Source organism: Nocardia sp. alder85J, from assembly GCF_020176955.2.
In the GTDB taxonomy this organism is placed as follows: domain Bacteria; phylum Actinomycetota; class Actinomycetes; order Mycobacteriales; family Mycobacteriaceae; genus Nocardia.
Window position 1 is genome coordinate 201,450 of sequence record NZ_JAIUCZ020000009.1, and the last position, 15,782, is coordinate 217,231.

15 protein-coding genes are annotated in these 15,782 nt (G+C 69.1%); 8 read left to right on the top strand and 7 right to left on the bottom strand.

The genetic code is table 11. From position 1 onward, the window contains the following. Positions 1–109 precede the first annotated feature (109 nt). The 5 genes from sigJ to rfbD all read left to right on the top strand — a co-directional run bounded on the left by sigJ (position 110) and on the right by rfbD (position 6,000). Positions 110–1,063, top strand: a complete 954-nt coding sequence (sigJ, locus tag LBW94_RS31220) for an RNA polymerase sigma factor SigJ (protein ID WP_225061887.1) — start codon at positions 110–112, stop codon at positions 1,061–1,063. 80 nt (positions 1,064–1,143) lie between these two features. Then, on the top strand, positions 1,144–2,274 hold the full coding sequence (locus LBW94_RS31225; protein WP_225061886.1) for an NAD(P)/FAD-dependent oxidoreductase: 1,131 nt from the start codon (positions 1,144–1,146) through the stop codon (positions 2,272–2,274). A 294-nt stretch (positions 2,275–2,568) separates the two neighbouring features. Then, complete coding sequence (locus LBW94_RS31230; RefSeq protein ID WP_225061885.1) at positions 2,569–3,804, top strand: glycosyltransferase; 1,236 nt, start codon at positions 2,569–2,571, stop codon at positions 3,802–3,804. Continuing rightward, a complete protein-coding gene (gene rfbH / locus LBW94_RS31235; RefSeq protein ID WP_225061884.1) occupies positions 3,797–5,134 on the top strand; it encodes a lipopolysaccharide biosynthesis protein RfbH in 1,338 nt (445 codons plus the stop codon). Before LBW94_RS31230 ends, rfbH begins: the two co-directional genes overlap by 8 nt. Continuing rightward, positions 5,131–6,000, top strand: a complete 870-nt coding sequence (rfbD, locus tag LBW94_RS31240) for a dTDP-4-dehydrorhamnose reductase (protein WP_225061883.1) — start codon at positions 5,131–5,133, stop codon at positions 5,998–6,000. Before rfbH ends, rfbD begins: the two co-directional genes overlap by 4 nt. 93 nt (positions 6,001–6,093) lie before the next feature. On the opposite strand, the gene LBW94_RS31245 is transcribed toward rfbD, so the two are convergent. From LBW94_RS31245 to LBW94_RS31275, 7 genes are all read right to left on the bottom strand, one after another. Next, on the bottom strand, positions 6,094–7,356 hold the full coding sequence (locus LBW94_RS31245; protein ID WP_225061882.1) for a cytochrome P450: 1,263 nt from the start codon (positions 7,354–7,356) through the stop codon (positions 6,094–6,096). Further along, positions 7,353–8,387 (bottom strand): phosphotransferase family protein, encoded by a 1,035-nt coding sequence (locus LBW94_RS31250; protein ID WP_225061881.1) that lies wholly within the window; start codon positions 8,385–8,387, stop codon positions 7,353–7,355. The genes LBW94_RS31245 and LBW94_RS31250 overlap by 4 nt, the downstream gene beginning before the upstream one ends. Beyond that, positions 8,384–9,247: a MaoC/PaaZ C-terminal domain-containing protein gene (locus LBW94_RS31255; protein ID WP_225061880.1), complete on the bottom strand. Its 864-nt coding sequence runs from the start codon at positions 9,245–9,247 to the stop codon at positions 8,384–8,386. The genes LBW94_RS31250 and LBW94_RS31255 overlap by 4 nt, the downstream gene beginning before the upstream one ends. 105 nt (positions 9,248–9,352) lie before the next feature. Then, the gene (locus tag LBW94_RS31260) at positions 9,353–10,147 is read right to left on the bottom strand and encodes an enoyl-CoA hydratase (protein ID WP_266272675.1); all 795 of its coding nucleotides are present in this window, start codon (positions 10,145–10,147) and stop codon (positions 9,353–9,355) included. A gap of 82 nt (positions 10,148–10,229) precedes the next feature. Then, positions 10,230–11,579, bottom strand: a complete 1,350-nt coding sequence (locus LBW94_RS31265) for a cytochrome P450 (RefSeq protein ID WP_225062008.1) — start codon at positions 11,577–11,579, stop codon at positions 10,230–10,232. A 35-nt stretch (positions 11,580–11,614) separates the two neighbouring features. Beyond that, positions 11,615–12,478, bottom strand: a complete 864-nt coding sequence (locus LBW94_RS31270; protein WP_225062007.1) for an alpha/beta fold hydrolase — start codon at positions 12,476–12,478, stop codon at positions 11,615–11,617. A 3-nt stretch (positions 12,479–12,481) separates the two neighbouring features. Beyond that, on the bottom strand, positions 12,482–13,624 hold the full coding sequence (locus tag LBW94_RS31275) for an amidohydrolase family protein (RefSeq protein ID WP_225062006.1): 1,143 nt from the start codon (positions 13,622–13,624) through the stop codon (positions 12,482–12,484). A 298-nt stretch (positions 13,625–13,922) separates the two neighbouring features. Here LBW94_RS31275 and LBW94_RS31280 point away from each other — a divergent pair, with 298 nt between their 5' ends. The 3 genes from LBW94_RS31280 to LBW94_RS31290 all read left to right on the top strand — a co-directional run bounded on the left by LBW94_RS31280 (position 13,923) and on the right by LBW94_RS31290 (position 15,651). Further along, positions 13,923–14,237 (top strand): hypothetical protein, encoded by a 315-nt coding sequence (locus LBW94_RS31280; RefSeq protein ID WP_225062005.1) that lies wholly within the window; start codon positions 13,923–13,925, stop codon positions 14,235–14,237. 28 nt (positions 14,238–14,265) lie between these two features. Further along, positions 14,266–14,823 (top strand): hypothetical protein, encoded by a 558-nt coding sequence (locus tag LBW94_RS31285; protein ID WP_225062004.1) that lies wholly within the window; start codon positions 14,266–14,268, stop codon positions 14,821–14,823. Between the two features lie 99 nt (positions 14,824–14,922). Beyond that, complete coding sequence (locus LBW94_RS31290; protein WP_225062003.1) at positions 14,923–15,651, top strand: TetR family transcriptional regulator; 729 nt, start codon at positions 14,923–14,925, stop codon at positions 15,649–15,651. The last annotated feature ends 131 nt before the right edge of the window (positions 15,652–15,782 follow it).

The window sequence follows — 15,782 nt, forward strand, 5'->3', positions numbered from 1 at the left end:
CATCGTGGCGAAACCGTGGGGGTGGCGGATGTCCGTGCCGAGCCCGGTACGAGAATCATCCGACGATGGACACCTCTCGACACGGGCGCCGCGGTTGCGGCGGGACGATATGACCGAGGACGCGCTGGGAGCGTCATCGGCCGCCGCCGATGTCTTCGAGAACTCCAGGGGCCGACTGGAGGCGATCGCCTATCGGCTGCTGGGGTCGGCCGCCGATGCCGAGGACGCGGTGCAGGACACCTACTTGCGGTGGCATGCGGCCGATCGGGGCCGGGTCGAGGTGCCCGAGGCGTGGTTGACGAAGGTGCTCACCAACGTCTGCCTCAATCAGCTCGATTCCGCGCGGGTCCGGCGGGAAAGCTATGTGGGGCAATGGCTTCCGGAGCCGGTGCTGACCGGTGACCGGATGCTCGGCCCGGCCGACACCGTCGAACGGCGGGAGTCGGTCTCGCTGGCGCTGCTCACGCTGCTGGAACGATTGTCGCCCCACGAACGAGCCGTCTACGTGCTGCGTGAAGCCTTCCAGTATTCGCATCGGGAGATCGCCGGGATCCTCGAGCTCAGCGAGGCGAACTGCCAGCAGATCTATCGGCGCGCCAAAGAGCATGTCACTGTCGGGCACACCCGGGCCGCGGTCGATGCGGCGGCGGCCCGGAGGATCGCCGCGGAGTTCCTGGCCGCCGTGCTCAGCGGTGACACCGGGGCATTGGTCCGGTTGCTGACCGGCGATGTGGTCAGCGTGGCGGACGGCGGCGGTCACGTGCCGGTGCGGACGCGGGTGGAAGGCGCGCTCGCGATCGCCCGCTACCTGTGCGGCCTGGCCCGTCCCACCGCCGTCAAGACGGCGATCATCGGTGGCCGGCCGCTGTTCCACATCGCCGAGGTCAACGACGCCCCCGCCGTCCTGCTCGAGGTCGGCGGGCGGATCGTCGGCGCCTACTGCCTGGATATCACCGCCGCCGGAATCGCCGAACTCCGAATCCAGGCCAACCCCGGGAAGCTCGAACGGCTCTCGCGCCGATGGGCTGCGACAGGCCCGCATCGGCCCGCTGCGCAGTGGTGACCCACCTCACGTCCGCCGACTGTCAGAATTCGCCCGCCTGTCCGGTTCAGGAGGTGTCTGTCATCGGATAGGAGCAACTCATGACGCACCGCATCGTCGTCCTGGGCGCCGGGTATGCCGGAGCCAGTGCCGCCGGTCGCCTGGCCAGGCGGCTGCACCGCGACGACGTCGAGATCACTCTCGTCAACGCCGACCCCGAATTCGTCGAACGGGTGCGCCTGCACCAGCTCGCCGGCGGCCAGGATCTACGCTCGCGCCCGCTGCGCGACATCTGTGCGGGCACCGGCGTGGTGTCGCGGCAGGCGTGGGTCACCGCGATCGACGCCGACCGCGGGACGGTCGAACTCGCCGATGCCGAGGCGCTCGGCTACGACACCCTCGTCTACGCGCTGGGCAGCGTCGCCGTCGACCATGTCCCGGGGGATCATGACGTCGCCGGTAAGGCGTCCGCACTGCGATTGCGGGAGCGGCTGCGCGAATCATTGCCGGGCACAACGGTATTGATCGTGGGCGGCGGGCTCACCGGCATCGAGACCGCCACCGAGATCGCCGAGGCGCGCCCGGACCTGCGGGTCGTCCTCACCGCCCGTGGCCGCGTCGGCGACCGGCTCAGCGACAAGGCGCGGCGTCACCTCGGTGCGGCGCTGGATCGCCTCGGCGTCGCCGTCCACGAGTACACCGAGATCACCGGTACGAACCGGTCGATACCGGCCGACATCACGGTGTGGACAACCGGTTTCACGGTTCATCCGTTCGCGGCCGCCGGCACCGTGACGGTCTCGGACACCGGGCGGATCGTCGTCGACGGCACGATGCGCTCGATCTCGCACCCCGACGTCTACGCCGTCGGTGACGCCGCGCTCGCGGAAGGTGCGGGCGGCGCGCCGCTGCGAATGTCCTGTGCCTCGGGCATTCCCATGGCGTGGCTGGCCGCGGACGCCATCGCCGCGCGCCTCACCGGCCGCCCGGTCCCCAGCACCACGATCGGCTATACCGTCCAATGCATCAGCCTGGGCCGCCGCGATGCGATCATCCAGCGTGTCACCGCCGCCGACGAGGTCACCGAGACCACCGTCACCGGGCGGACCGCCGCCCACATCAAGGAATTCATCTGCGCCGGCGCGGCGTGGAGCGTCGCGCATCCGACGCTGATGCTGCCGACTCGCCGCCGTCGGGTCGTGGTCGACCGGAACCACGCCACCGTCGGGTGATTCGGAGTGGTCCGGGCGAAACATCGGCCGGTATGCGATGTTTCGTCCGGGCCTGCCGGGCCTGCCGGGCCTGCCGGGCCTGCCGGGCCTGCCGGGCACTCGGCTGCGGTGCAGTGGATCCTGGCCGCGTGGCCGGTAATGCACTGTCCCGCAGCCGATTCGAACGGTGCGGGCTGGGACCGTGGCTCCGGAACATCAAAAAATCTCGGGCACAGTTGAATTCTGCCACTATAGAGCGATGGCCCCGGCTTCGGGCCGACCCGAACGTCAGGACCTGTGACGGGTGGTACCTCGATGACCATTCCCTCCGGCGACCGCATCCGAGTGCTGGTCACCCTCAACCCGATCGAATCGCACCTGCGCGGGCTGGTGACGCTCGTCGATACGCTGAGCGCCCTCGGGCATGATGTGCGGATCGCGGTGCCCGGCAAGTGGTCCGGGTGGTTGCACGATCACTACGGTGCACGGACGGTCGATATCGGGCCGTCCTGGCTGGACCCCGAGTTCGACAGCGTCGTCTTCGGCGCGCTGCTCGACGGGGGTGCGGCGGCCTTCGACCGGGCCATGATGGTGGAGTTCCTCTCCGCTCGGGTCGCCGGATACGTCGCGGGCCGAGTGCTCGAGCTGGCCGAGCAGTGGCGGCCGGATGTGGTGCTGCACGAATGTACCGAATTCGGCGGGTATCTGGCCGCCGAGCGGCTCGGGATACCGCATGTCGTGGTGGATATCGGCCCGCTGGAGGCGGTCGTGCAGCGGCTGCATCGGGAGGTGATCGCCGCCGCACTGACCGCGCGGCGAGCGGAGCTAGGGCTGCCGCCGGAGCCGGGCACACCGGGCGTGCTGCGTCACCTGACCGTGTCGCTGACGCCGGAAGAGTTCAACCACAGGGACTTCGGCACGCCCCTGGTCCGGTACCGGCACGAGTTGCCGAATCGCCGGGACGAGCGCATGCCGAGCGAATTCACCCGGCTGCCCAGCGACCGGCCGATCGTCTACCTCTCGATGGGGTCGATCGGACCCCGGTCGAGCCGATTCATGCCGCGCTCGACCGAAATCTACCGGGAGATCTTCACAGCCCTGGGCGAACTCGACTGTTCGGTCATCGCCGCACTGCCGACGCAGTATCAGGACGCGTTCCGCTCGTTGCCGCCGCATGTGCACACCATGGCCCGGGTTCCGCAGTCGCTGGTGCTGCCGCGGGTGGATCTGTTCCTCACCCACGGTGGCCTGAATTCGATCCGGGACGTCCTCACCTGTGGGGTGCCGCAGGTGCTGTTGCCCTTCTTCGCCGACCATCCCGGAAATGCCCGGCGCTGCGAAGAACTCGGTACCGGCGTCCGGATCGATCCGGCCACGGTCACCGCGGCGGACGTCCTGAGCGCCTGTGAGCGCGTACTGACCGATCCCTCGTATCGGCAGGCGACATGCGAACTCCGGGACCACATGCGCGCACTGCCCCCGCAGACCGCCTTCGCCGGCGATCTGCGACGTCTGGTCGAGAGCCGGCAGGAGGCGATGTCGAATGATTGACCGGGAAGATCTGATCCGGAGCATCCGGGAGTACCACGAGCAGCAGGCCGCGCCGCCCTTCGTGCCGGGCGTCACCGAGATCCAATCCTCCGGCGCCTGCCTCGACGCCGACGACAAGACCGCGCTCGCCGAGGCCGCCCTGGACATGCGGATCGCCGGGGGAGCGCTGGCACACCGATTCGAGACGTCGTTCGCGAGGAAGCTCGGCATGCGCAAAGCGCGGCTGACCAATTCCGGCTCCTCGGCGAACCTGCTGGCGATCACCGCCCTCACCGCCCCGGAACTGGGCGAGGCCCGGCTGCGTCCCGGCGACGAGGTGATCACTTGTGCCGCAGGCTTTCCCACCACCGTGAACCCGATCCTCCAGAACGGCCTGGTCCCGGTGTTCGTGGACATCGACGAGCACACCTACAACGCCACACCGGAATCGATCGCCGCCGCCATCGGCCCGCGGACCCGCGCGGTGGCGCTGGCCCACACCCTCGGTAATCCCTTCCCCGTCGCGGAGGTGGCCGAACTGTGCGGTGCCCACGAGATGTTCCTGGTCGAGGACAACTGCGACGCCGTCGGATCGAGCTACCGGGACCGGCCGACCGGCACCTTCGGCGACCTGTCGACGGTGAGTTTCTATCCGGCACACCACGTCACGACCGGCGAGGGCGGATGCGTCCTCACCGACAGCCTGGCCCTGGCCCGGATCGTGAAGTCCCTGCGCGACTGGGGCCGCGACTGCTGGTGCGAACCCGGCGAAAGCAACAGGTGCGGAAGAAGATTCGGCTACCAACTGGGGGGCCTGCCGTACGGCTACGACCACAAGTACATCTACTCGCACATCGGCTACAACCTGAAGGCAACGGATCTGCAAGCCGCCCTGGGCCTTTCGCAGCTGGCGAAGCTGGACGACTTCGTCATCGCCCGCCGCCGCAACTGGACCAGATTGCGCGAGGGCCTGGACGGCGCAGCCCACCTGCGCCTCCCGGAACCGACTCCCGGAGCCGACCCGAGCTGGTTCGGCTTCGCCCTGACCGTCGCCCCCGACGCCCCCTTCGACCGCTACGCCATGGTCACGTTCCTGGAGAGCCGTCGCATCGCCACCCGCAGCCTGTTCGCCGGAAACCTGCTGCGACACCCCGCCTATGCAGCTGTCCCACACCGCATTTCCGGCGACCTGACCGTCAGCGACCACGTGGCCGACCACACCTTCTGGATCGGCGTCTACCCCGGCATCACCGACGAGATGACCGACTACATGATCAGCTCGATCCGGGAATTCGTCGCGACCCACACCCGATCCCCGTCCCCGACCTCCTCCGCCGAGGACAGCCGGTGAGCCGACTGCTGGTCACCGGCGCGGGCGGCCTGCTCGGCACGCGAATCACGAGCCCCGCGAGCCCTTTCCGAGACGGGAGGAGAACCCTGCTGGGCCTCACCTCGACAGCACTCGACATCACCGACGCCACCGCCCTGGACCAGGCCATCCGCCCCGGTGACGTGGTGATCAACTGCGCCGCCTACAGCGCCGTCGACGCCGCCGAATCAGACACCGACCGCGCCTTCGCGATCAACGCCACCGGCGCCGCCCTCCTGGCCCGCGTCTGCGCCCGCAGACACGCCCGCCTGCTCCACCTCTCCACCGGCTACGTCTTCGACGGCAAGGCCGCCGCCCCCTACGAAGTCGACGCCCCCACGGCGCCGATCAACGCCTACGGCCGCTCGAAACTGGCCGGCGAACAGGCCGTCCGCGCGGAACTCCCCGAAGCCCTGATCGTCCGCACGATGTGGTTGTATTCCGGTGCCATCACCGGCTTCCCCGCCGCGCTCCTGCGGAAATACCGGCAGGACAATCCCATCGCGGTCGTCGCCGACCAATTCGCCTCACCCACCTACACCGGCGACCTCGTCACCGCCCTGCACGCCCTGCTCGCCCATCCCGACCCACCCCTGCTCACCCACGCCACCTCCGGCGGCACCGCCTCGAAATTCGAATTCGCCCGCGCCGTCGCGGAAACGGCCGGCCTGGACCCCGACCGCCTCAGCCCCTGCCGGACCACGGACTTCCCCGCCGCCGCGGACCGCCCCCGCAACGCCGTGCTGTCGGACGCCTCGTGGACCGGCAACGGCCTGCGGCCACTGCCACACTGGCGTGACGCTCTGCACCGGGCCATGACGCGGTCCGCCCGCGCCGGAATCCGGTAGCACGGTCGCGGTCGTCGGGACAGTTGCGCGCCTCCGGTGCGGATCCGGTTTCGGCGCCGAGCCGGGCGATGTACAGGAGGATTTCGCTCCGGCTCAGGCCGGGATGTGGGCGGGGAGGTGTTTCACGCCGTGGACGAACACGTTGCCCTGGACCCATTCCGGTTCGCCGATCTCGATGTTCGGGAGGCGGAGGAGGAGTTCCTTGAACAGGGAGCGGAGTTGGGTTTTGGCTACGTGGCTGCCGAGGCAGAAGTGGACGCCGCCGCCGCCGAATCCGATGTGGGGGTTGGGGTTTCGGGTGATGTCGAAAGTGTGGGGGTTGGTGAAGACGGATTCGTCGCGGTTGCCGGAGCAGTAGAACATGGCGACCTTCTCGCCGGCGCGGATCTTCGAGCCGCGGATCTCGGTGTCCACCAGGGCGGTTCGGGTGAAGTCCATGACGGGGGTGCCCCAGCGGACGAATTCGTCGACGGCGGAGCCGATGCGGGCGTCCCAGTCGTCGAGCAGCCAGCGCAGTTGGTCGGGGTGGCGGGACAAGGCGTACATGGCGTGGGAGGTGGTCTGTTTGGTGGTGTCGTTACCCGCGGTCGACAGCAGCAGCATGAAGGAGCCGATCTGATCGTTGGTCAGGCGGTGGCCGTCGACCTCCGCCTGCACGATCGCGGTCATCAGATCTTCCTGCGGGGTCGCGCGGCGCTCGTCGGCGATCTCGATGGCGGCCTCGCGGAGCAGGGCCAGTTGGCTGAGCAGGTGTGTGACGGTGTCCTCGTCGATGACCGGCTTCTTGTCGCCGGTGCCGAAGACGTCCTCGGCCGCCCGGCGGATGTCCTCGCGCTTGCCGGGGGCGATGCCGATCATGTCGGAGACGGTGTACATCGGCAGCAGGCTGGAACAGGCGGAGACGAAGTCGACGTCGCCGGCGCCGACCAGGTTGTCGACGATCTCGCGGGCGTTCTGCTCGATCAGGTGCTGGATGCGCTGCACCTGGCGGGGGGTGAAGGCCGCGCTGATCAGTTTCCGGTACAGGGTGTGCTCGGGCGGGTCCATGGTCAGGAAGAACGAGACCGCGGCCTGGGCCTCCTTGGGCAGCGGGCTCAGGCTCACGCCCTCGGCGGTGGAGAACAGGTCGGCGTGCTTGCTGATGTGGACGATGTCCTCGTGGGTGGTCGCCGCCCAGAAACCCTGCTCGGTGTGCGGGAAGTCGGCCTGCAACGGTGGATGCCAGGTCGGGCCGGGTTCGCGGCGCAGCTGTGCGAAGCTGCGCTCCCGCTCGTCGAAGGTCCGCAGCCAGAATTCCGGGCTGGAGATGTCGACGTCGTGGTAGGGGCGTGCTTCCACAGGGGATACATCGGTCATGACTGGTCCTTCGCGCTGGTGTTCGCCGCCTCGATCCATGCCGCGCACGCGGTGGTGAACCGGGTCAGATCGCTGTTGTCCTTCATGGCCCCGGACGCGTAGCGTGCGTGCGCGCGCAGGGCGGTGCACGCCAGGCGCCAGGCCGCGAAGGTGTGGTAAACCCACAGGTTGCCCAGGTCCGCACCGGTTTCCGCACCGTAGCGGCGGACCACCTCGTCGGTGCCGATGGCGCCGGGGGCGAGGGTGGGCATCCGGTCGCCGAGCATCGCGGCGGCCGGAGGGTTCCAGAACGCGACCAGTCCGGCCAGGTCGGCCAGCGGGTCGCCGAGGGAGGCCAGCTCCCAGTCCAGGACGGCGCGGACCCGCCCGTCGTCACCGACGATCGCGTTGCCCAGCCGATAGTCGCCGTGCACGACGCGGACGGCGCTGTCGGGGCGGATGTTCCGCTCGATCAGGTCCGCGAGGCCGGCCAGCGCGGCGGCGAGGTCGGCGGTGTCGCCACCGGCGGCTGCGTCGATCACCGCGCGCCACCGATGCAACTGGCGCTCGAGGTATCCGGTGCGCGGGCCGAAATCGCCGAGCCCGGCCGCGTCCGGATCGATGGAGTGCAGGGTGGCCAGCGCCGTCACGATGTCGGTGGTGGCGGTGCGCAGGGCGTCCGGGCCCAGCCGGCGGGCGGCGTCCTCGTCGGAGACCACCTGTCCGGCAACGAATTCCGTGATGTGGCAGGGGGCGCCGAGCGGATCGGTGGCCGCGCCGACGGCCACCACCGCGGGGACCGGCACCGCGGTACCGGCGAGCGCGGTCATCACCCGGGCCTCGCGGTCGGTGTCGTGGGCGCGCCCGGCGTGGTGACCGGCGGGCGGGTGCCGCAGCACCCAGTGGTGCCCGGTGGCGTCGTCCAGGTGGTAGGTCAGCATGCTGTAGCCGCCGCTGATCCGGCGGCAGGTGAACGGCGGTTCGGCCGCCGGCAGCGCGGACCGCAGCCAGGCGGTGAGTTCGGCGGGCACACCGGTGTCGAGGTCGATCATGACGCCTCGGTGGTCAGTTCGGCGGTGAGCGCGGCCGCGCCGTCCCGGTCGTCGACGGTCGCGGTGACGATCACGCTGGCGCCGGTGTGCCAGGTCGAGACGGTCAGCGTCTCCCCGGGGAACACCACGCCGGTGAATATGGCGTCGTAGCCGCGGATCCGATCGACGTCGCCACCGAGACCGCCGGTCACCGCGGTCTTGAGGACGATGCCGTAGGTGCACAGGCCGTGCAGGATCGGCCGCGGGAAGCCTGCGGCCGCCGCGGCGGCGGGATCGCTGTGCAGCGGGTTGCGATCGCCGAGCAGCCGGTACCACAGCGCCTGCTGCGGCAGGGTCGCGACGCTGCGCACGCTGTCCGGGGCCCGGTCGGGGACGGCGGCGTCGGTCGTCGCGCCGCGCTCCCCGCCGAAACCGCCCTCGCCGCGGGCGAACAGGCGCTGGGTCTCCGTCCACAGCGGGGCGCCGTCGGTGGTCCGCACCACCGTCTCCAGCACGATGACCGCCGCCTTGCCCTTGTCGTGCAGCGCCGCGATCCGGGTGGCGGCGACCGCCTCGGCGGCGACCGGCAGCGGGCCCTGCACGTCGATGCGCTGGCTGCCGTGCAGCAGCCGGGACAGTTCGATGTCCAGGCCCGGCCAGTCCAGGCCCGGAATCGCGGTCGTCCGTAGCGACGGCGCGACCACGGCGAACGAGGGCAGCACCCGCAGACCGGTTTCGGTGGCATAGGCGAGTTCGGCCGGATCGGTCGGCGGCGCACCGGCCCCGAGGGCCAGGTGGTACAGCAGGACGTCGTCGGGTCGCCAGGTCAGTTTCGCCTCGCGGGGCGGGTTCGACAGGGCGCGGGCTGCATCGATGGGCACGCGGATCATCCTCGCTCGTTGTCAACTACATGGTTGATAATAATCCGGAATCGCCCAGTGGCAAACCATCTCGCCGAGATTCCGCCGAGCCACCCGGCGCCCGGGTTATCGCCCGATCTGCTCCTTCATCTGATCGAACCGGGCCAGCACCGGAAATCCGCTGATGCTCAAGGCATTTCCATGTCCGGTGTGGTGGATGTCGAAGACCGATTGGATGGCCGCGTAGAATCCCTGCACATCCAGGGTTTGATTGACCGCTCGTTTGGCCTGCCGCAGCCCGAAGGGTGGCATCTTCGCGATCTGTTCGGCCCAGGCCCGGGTCTCGGTGTCCAGCTGGTCGCGGGGGACCACCTTGTTGACCATGCCGACCTGTTCGGCCTCGTGGGCGGTGACCGGCCGGCCGGTGAACAGGATCTCCTTGGCCTTGCGGGGGCCGAGTTCCCAGGTGTGGCCGTGGTACTCGACGCCGCCGATGCCCATGAGGACGACGGGGTCGGAGAACAGGGCGTCCTCGGCGGCGATGATGAGGTCACACGGCCAGCACAGCAGCAGTCCGCCGGAGATGCAGCGGCCCTGGACCGCCGCGATCGAGGGCTTGGGGATGTTGCGCCAGCGCAGCGAGTACTCCAGATACCGGCGGGACTCGTAGTCGTAGAGCCGTTCCAGGGTCAGCTTCGCCGCCGCGGAATCGGGTGCCGACGATCCCTTGATGTCGTGCCCGGCGGAGAAGTGCTTGCCCTCGGCCCGCAGCACGATCACCGCGACCTCCGGATCGTCGGCGGCGCGCACCCAGGCGGCATCCAATTCGTCCAGCAGCGCGGCATTCTGGGCATTGGCGGCCTCGGGCCGGTTCAGCGTGATGGTCGCGACCTTGCCGGCGACCTCGTAGCGGATGAACATGTTCTCCTCGTCTCGTGAAGACACCGACGGCACCGGTCCCGTCCGGAACCGGTGCCGTTGCGGCGCTGTCTCGGGCCGTCGCTCAGCCCGCGTCGGCGGCGGTGATGGGTGCGGCGAGGCGCTGCTCGTCGACCATCTGCTGCAAGTGTTTCAGGGTTTCGTCCAGCCCCGCCCCGACGCGCGGGCCCGGAGTGAAGGTGGCGGGCAGCTTGCGCATGCCCTGGATGACGCCGATGGTGTCGTAGTGCACGGCCCCCTCGGGGTCACAGACGAAGTCCGGCATCCGGTCCAGCACCGCGGTGAGCATCCGCTTGAACACCGTGCGCGCCACGTTGGATCCGATGCAGCGATGGATACCGAGCCCGAAACTGTAGTGGCGGTTGCCCTTCCGATCCATGACCACGGTGTCCGGATCGTCGAACACCTGCGGGTCGCGGTTGGCCATCGCCCACGACAGCCACAGCCGCTCGCCCTCCTTGAACTGCTTGCCACCGACCTCGCAATCCTCGGAGATGGTGCGCCCGTCCCCGGGGGCCGGGGTGAAGAAGCGCAGGAACTCCTCGGTCGCCGAGTTCAGCAGCAGATCCCGTTCCCGGCTGAGGGTTTCGCGCTCCTCGGGATGCTGGGACAGCCATTCCAGCGAATGCGCGGTGAGCGCGGTGGTGGTGTCGAAGCCGCCGCCGATCAGCAGCGCCAGCTGGCCCAGCAGATCGAGTTCCTCGGGCTTCTCGCCGTCGTCGAGGGTCATCTCGACCAGCGCGTTGATCAGGCCGGGCCGGGGCGCTTCGCGGATCTCGGCCAGATTCGCGAGCAGGTCCATGCCCATCGCCATCTGCAACTGCTGTACCCGCGGCATGTCCGGGGAGTCCGGCGGGGTGTACACCGCGGCGTGCGCGGGCTCGTTGTAGATCACCCACTTCTCCAGCGGGATTCCGAGCATGGCCAGGGTGAGCACCGCGGGCACCACGTTGGCCAGTTCCTCGACGAAGTCGATGCGACCGCTCTCGATCTTCTCGTCGAGGCAGGCGCGGATCACCTCGTCGATGAACGGCACCCAGCGGCCCACCGCGGCGGGGGAGAGGAACGGATTGAGCACTGCCCGGTACAGCCGGTGCTCGGGATCGTCCATCTCCAGGATGCCGTTGCGGATCGGGATGGCGGCCTCGCCGGAGGGGATGGTGATGCCCTGGTAGTTGCGGCGTTCACCCTTGACGTCGCGGTCGTTGGACACGTACGGGCAGCGGGCGAGTTCGAAGACCTCGCGGTTGCCCGCGGCCACCCAGTGGCCGTTGTAGGTCTCGGTCCAGGCGACCGGGCACTGCTCCTGCATCTCCTGGGTGATCGTCTCGAAGCGGTGGCGATACTCCGGGGTGTGCCGGTCGAAATGGAATACGGGGCTGCGGTGCGGGGCGTCCGGTGTGTTCGCGGGCATGCGTCTCTCGTCTCGTACTGCGGATGCGGACCGGGTCAGGCCCGATCGACGAATTCCAGGATGGTGGGGGCGGCCAGCACCCACGGGTCGAAGATGCCGACGTCCTCGCCGCGGCCCTGCGCCTTGAGGTTCGCCTCCCAGGCGTCCTCGCGCCACGGCGGGTCGACCACCTCGGCGCCGGGGATGAGGCAGCTCACCTCGAGCGAGGTGCGCTTGGGGTGGTCGGGATCGGCGGCGCCGCCGCGGATGATCCGGGTGGGGACGTGGATGTCGGCGAGCCGGTCGTCGGGCAGGCCCGCGATCGTCTGACCCGCCTGCGGCACATAGGCATTCAGCCACCGGTACATCAGGCGGGTGAACTCCGCCTCGTCCAGTGCCAGCAGCCGCTCCCGGTTCTTCGGATTGGCCTCGATGCGCTGCTTCCACTCGGGCACCTTCAGGACGCCCTCGATGCCCTTGGCGCGCAACGCCGAAATGGTCGGCATGATGTACACCCAGCTGAGGGTGAACAGCCCCGGGATGCCGCCGACGATGTTCCAGAGCACCAGTTTGGTGACCAGGTCCGGATATTCGATCGCGGTGATCATCGAATCACGCGCGCCGCCGGAGCCGCCGGCCAGCACGACCGGCCCGGTGCCCAAGGCGCGCAACAGGTTCGCCAATGTCTCTGCCCGCATGTGTGATTCGCTGGGGCCGAAGAACTGGACGTCGGAGGCGCCGCAGTTGGGCCGGTCCCACAGCAGCACCCGGTGGCCGCCGGCGACGAGCGCCTCGGCCAGCGGGCGCACCCCGCGGAAGTCCATCCCGAACCGGCCACCCGGTGTCAGGACGATCAATTGCCCGGAGTCACCCAGGATTTCGTAGACGACATTGCCGCCGTTGATTTCGATGACGGGCACTGGTCACCACGCTTTCGTCCGACCGGGTACGGCTGGGACCGATCCGGGCAGATGGTAGGTTTGAATTCCGTTGCGGTACATGACCGCATCCCGCGCGTGCGCCGGCAAGTGCTTCACCAGCCAGCGCGGGTCGTCGAAGGTCCAATGCGGGTAGTCCGACGAGAACAAGAGGATCTTCTCGCACTCCATCATCTCCAGTGCCCGGACCAGTTCGGTCTTGTCGTCGGGGTAGTCCAGGGGCTGGGTGGTGAACTTGATGTGTTCCTTGACGTATTCCGAGGGCTTGCGCTTGATGTCCAGCCACGCCTTGCGCTTCTCGTAGATGGCGTCCATGCGCCACATCAGCGGCAGGATCCAGGTGAAGGCGTGCTCCACCAGCACGATGCGCAGTTCCGGGAAGCGGTCGAAGACGCCGTCGAAGATCAGGCTCATCACCTGGTTGTTCGCCAGCAGCGAGTAGCTGACCATGAAATCGTGGTTGTACGAAGGCAATCCGACCGGCGGCATGGGGAGCAGCTCGTGGTGGCCGCGCGAGAGGTGGCAGCTGACCGGCAGATCGTGGCGCACCGCGGCGGCCCAGATCGGGTCGTACTTCGGGTCGCCCCAGGCCGGCCGGTTCTCGGCCTTGATCAGGATCTGCGCCATGTGGTCGTGCCCGGCCCACCACTCGATCTCGCGGACCGCACCGGCGGGATCCTCGACCGCGGCGCAGATCGAGCCGCGCCAGCGCTCGTGCCAGTTGTTCTCGCTGTCGAGCCAGTGGTTGTTGAGCCACCGGTTGTGGGCGGTGCACTGGGCCTGGGTCCACTCCGGCAGCCGCTCGGCCGGGAAGGTGGGCTCCAGGATGCCGATGTCGGAACCGGCCTCCACGATCAGCTGCCGGAACGCCAGTTCCGGGTCGCTGCCGGGGAATCCGCCGCCTTCGGGGAACGCGTCGGCGCGCATCGCGTAGGCGTGCGCGTAGTCGGGCGCGTCGTAGTAGATCGTCTGCCGCACCTTGTGCGACAGTATTTTGCTGCGGAACGGCTCCGGGATGTATTCGAGCAGCTGACCCGGTTGCGGGACAGGGTGCACATCGGAATCGACCACGCGCACCGGGACCATGTCGGTCTCGGGCACGCGCGGGCGGGTCATCGCGTGTGTCATGGCCTACCTTCTCTTCCCGCGGAGGTGTCACCGGGCCGGCGGTTCCGCGCGGTCCGCGCTCGGGTGCGGGCTCCGCAGTGACGGCGCTCACTTATACCGAATACCGTATCGTAAGAGCTTTCTGCAAGGGATTCGGCAAACGGATTTCGGTCGGCGCGGATCGTGGCTCGGGTGACCGTCCTGACCAGGCAATTCTGGAATAGACCTTGTTACCGTAAGTGGTTTCTGTATAGTCGTGACCAGCCCCGCCGCCGGGTGTGCGAGCCGGGTACATCCGCTCTCCGAAAGGCCCCCTGCCATGACATCCGCAGCTCTGCGGCCGGGCGCGCAGCTCGCCAGCACCGTGTGCACCACCAAGGTGGTCGTGGTCCGTGCTCCCGCGTCGGCCGAGGTGGCCATCGCCTGCGGCGGCAGCCCGATGGTGTCGGCCGCCGGTGGGTCCGCCGGGGCGCCCGCGGCGGGCGCCGCTACCGCGACACTGGTCGGCAAGCGCTATGTCGATGCCGACGACACCGTCGAATTGCTGTGTGTCAGTTCCGGATCCGGCGAACTGAGCTGTAACGGGACACCCATGACGCCGAAGGCGGCCAAAGCGCTGCCGGCGTCCGACTGAGCAGTAGAGCTTCACCGAGGAGATTCCGATGCCTGTACTCGCACTCGACACTCAGGATCGGGGCGTGCTGCCGCTCGATCGCTCGATCGCCCGCTCGCGCCAGCACATTCTGCGCTATCGCCTGGCGGTGGTGGCGCAGGACGCCACCGAGATCGCCGCGCTGGCCGGTGGCTGGCTGTTCGATCGCGGCATGGCCGGATGGGATGTGACCGCGCTGGTCGCGGACACCTCGAACTCGGTGCCGCTGCGGATCCTCGGCGCCACCGTGGTCGACCTGGCGAGCGCGATGGCCGTGCGCGAACCCGAGGTGGTGCCGCACGCGTTCGCGGTGTCGGCGGCGGTGTACGCCGCCGACGAGCGGGTGCGGCGCTGGGTGCTCGCCTGTCTGGACGGCGGCAGGCACGAGGTCACGCTGTGGGGACCGGAGTGTCCCGCCGAGCTGGACTCCCGCACCGAGCCGGTCGCGCACACGCTGAGCCTGGCGGCGCGGGCGTTCAAGGCGCGCGCGCTGGCCGCGGTGGATCCGGCCCGGCCCGTGACCGATGTCGAGTACTGCCGCAGCGCCGGTCGCCCGCACCTCGAATGACCGCGCGGCAGTGATCGGCATCTCCGCGCAGGGCGAAGTGATCGTGGATTCCGCCTGCTACCCTGCGGGAATACGGAACCCGTCACGGGAAGGGAGATTGTGTCGCGAGAGGCGAGTGCGACCCGGAAACCGCGGCGGCAGCGGCGGGAACGCGGTTCGATCACCCCGGAGGAGATCGTCAACGGGGCCTACGCGCTGGCCGCGGAGGTCTCGGTCGAGAAGCTGAGCATGCCCGAGCTCGCCCGGCGGTTGGACGTCGGCGTGACCAGCATCTACTGGTACTTCCGGAGCAAGGATCAATTGCTGGACGCGATGCGGGACCGCGCGCTGGAGCAGTACGAGATCGCGCTGCCGTTCACCGGCGCCGGCTCCTGGCACGAACGCCTGCGCGACCACTTCGTCGCGATGCGCGTGCTGTTCCGCGACAATCCCGTGCTGTGCGATCTGCTGGTGATGAATGCCGCCGACTATGGTGAGCATCCCGGCCGCATCGCCTTCGAGCGGCTCGAGAACATCGTCCAGGCGTTGATCGAGGCCGGTTTCACCGCGGAGGACGCGCTGGACACCTACTCCACGCTGTCCATGCACAGCCGTGGTTTCGCGATGCTGGAACGCAAGGAGAAGCTGGACGCGGCCCAGGGCCGGCACCCGGCGGCCCCGCTCGACGCCGAGACCATGCCGACGCTGGCCCGGCTCGTGCGGGAGGGCCATTCGCTCGGCGGCGTGCAGGATCGGGTCTTCGACGCCGGTCTGGACGCGCTGATCGAGCGGGCGAAGCGAGTCCTGAAGTCGGGCAAGAGAACCGGGGCCCAGCTCGGCGCTTCGTAAGGCGGCCGAGCGCGGGCGGCATCAGGGTGTGCCGGTGCCGGAGGTGATCGGCTGCCTGCCGTCATGTCGGATGTCCGTCGTGCCGTGCCGGAGCCTCGGGCGTGCCGGATCTCCGACTCGGCTCGGCGCCC

Bases quoted from the DNA above. Each gene is read 5' to 3' on its own strand.
- LBW94_RS31275 (WP_225062006.1), bottom strand. From the start codon at position 13,624: ATGACACACGCGATGACCCGCCCGCGCGTGCCCGAGACCGACATGGTC.
- LBW94_RS31280 (WP_225062005.1), top strand. From the start codon at position 13,923: ATGACATCCGCAGCTCTGCGGCCGGGCGCGCAGCTCGCCAGCACCGTG.
- rfbH (WP_225061884.1), top strand. From the start codon at position 3,797: ATGATTGACCGGGAAGATCTGATCCGGAGCATCCGGGAGTACCACGAG.
- LBW94_RS31260 (WP_266272675.1), bottom strand. From the start codon at position 10,147: ATGTTCATCCGCTACGAGGTCGCCGGCAAGGTCGCGACCATCACGCTG.
- sigJ (WP_225061887.1), top strand. From the start codon at position 110: ATGACCGAGGACGCGCTGGGAGCGTCATCGGCCGCCGCCGATGTCTTC.
- LBW94_RS31285 (WP_225062004.1), top strand. From the start codon at position 14,266: ATGCCTGTACTCGCACTCGACACTCAGGATCGGGGCGTGCTGCCGCTC.
- LBW94_RS31250 (WP_225061881.1), bottom strand. From the start codon at position 8,387: ATGATCGACCTCGACACCGGTGTGCCCGCCGAACTCACCGCCTGGCTG.
- LBW94_RS31230 (WP_225061885.1), top strand. From the start codon at position 2,569: ATGACCATTCCCTCCGGCGACCGCATCCGAGTGCTGGTCACCCTCAAC.
- LBW94_RS31225 (WP_225061886.1), top strand. From the start codon at position 1,144: ATGACGCACCGCATCGTCGTCCTGGGCGCCGGGTATGCCGGAGCCAGT.
- LBW94_RS31265 (WP_225062008.1), bottom strand. From the start codon at position 11,579: ATGCCCGCGAACACACCGGACGCCCCGCACCGCAGCCCCGTATTCCAT.
- LBW94_RS31245 (WP_225061882.1), bottom strand. From the start codon at position 7,356: ATGACCGATGTATCCCCTGTGGAAGCACGCCCCTACCACGACGTCGAC.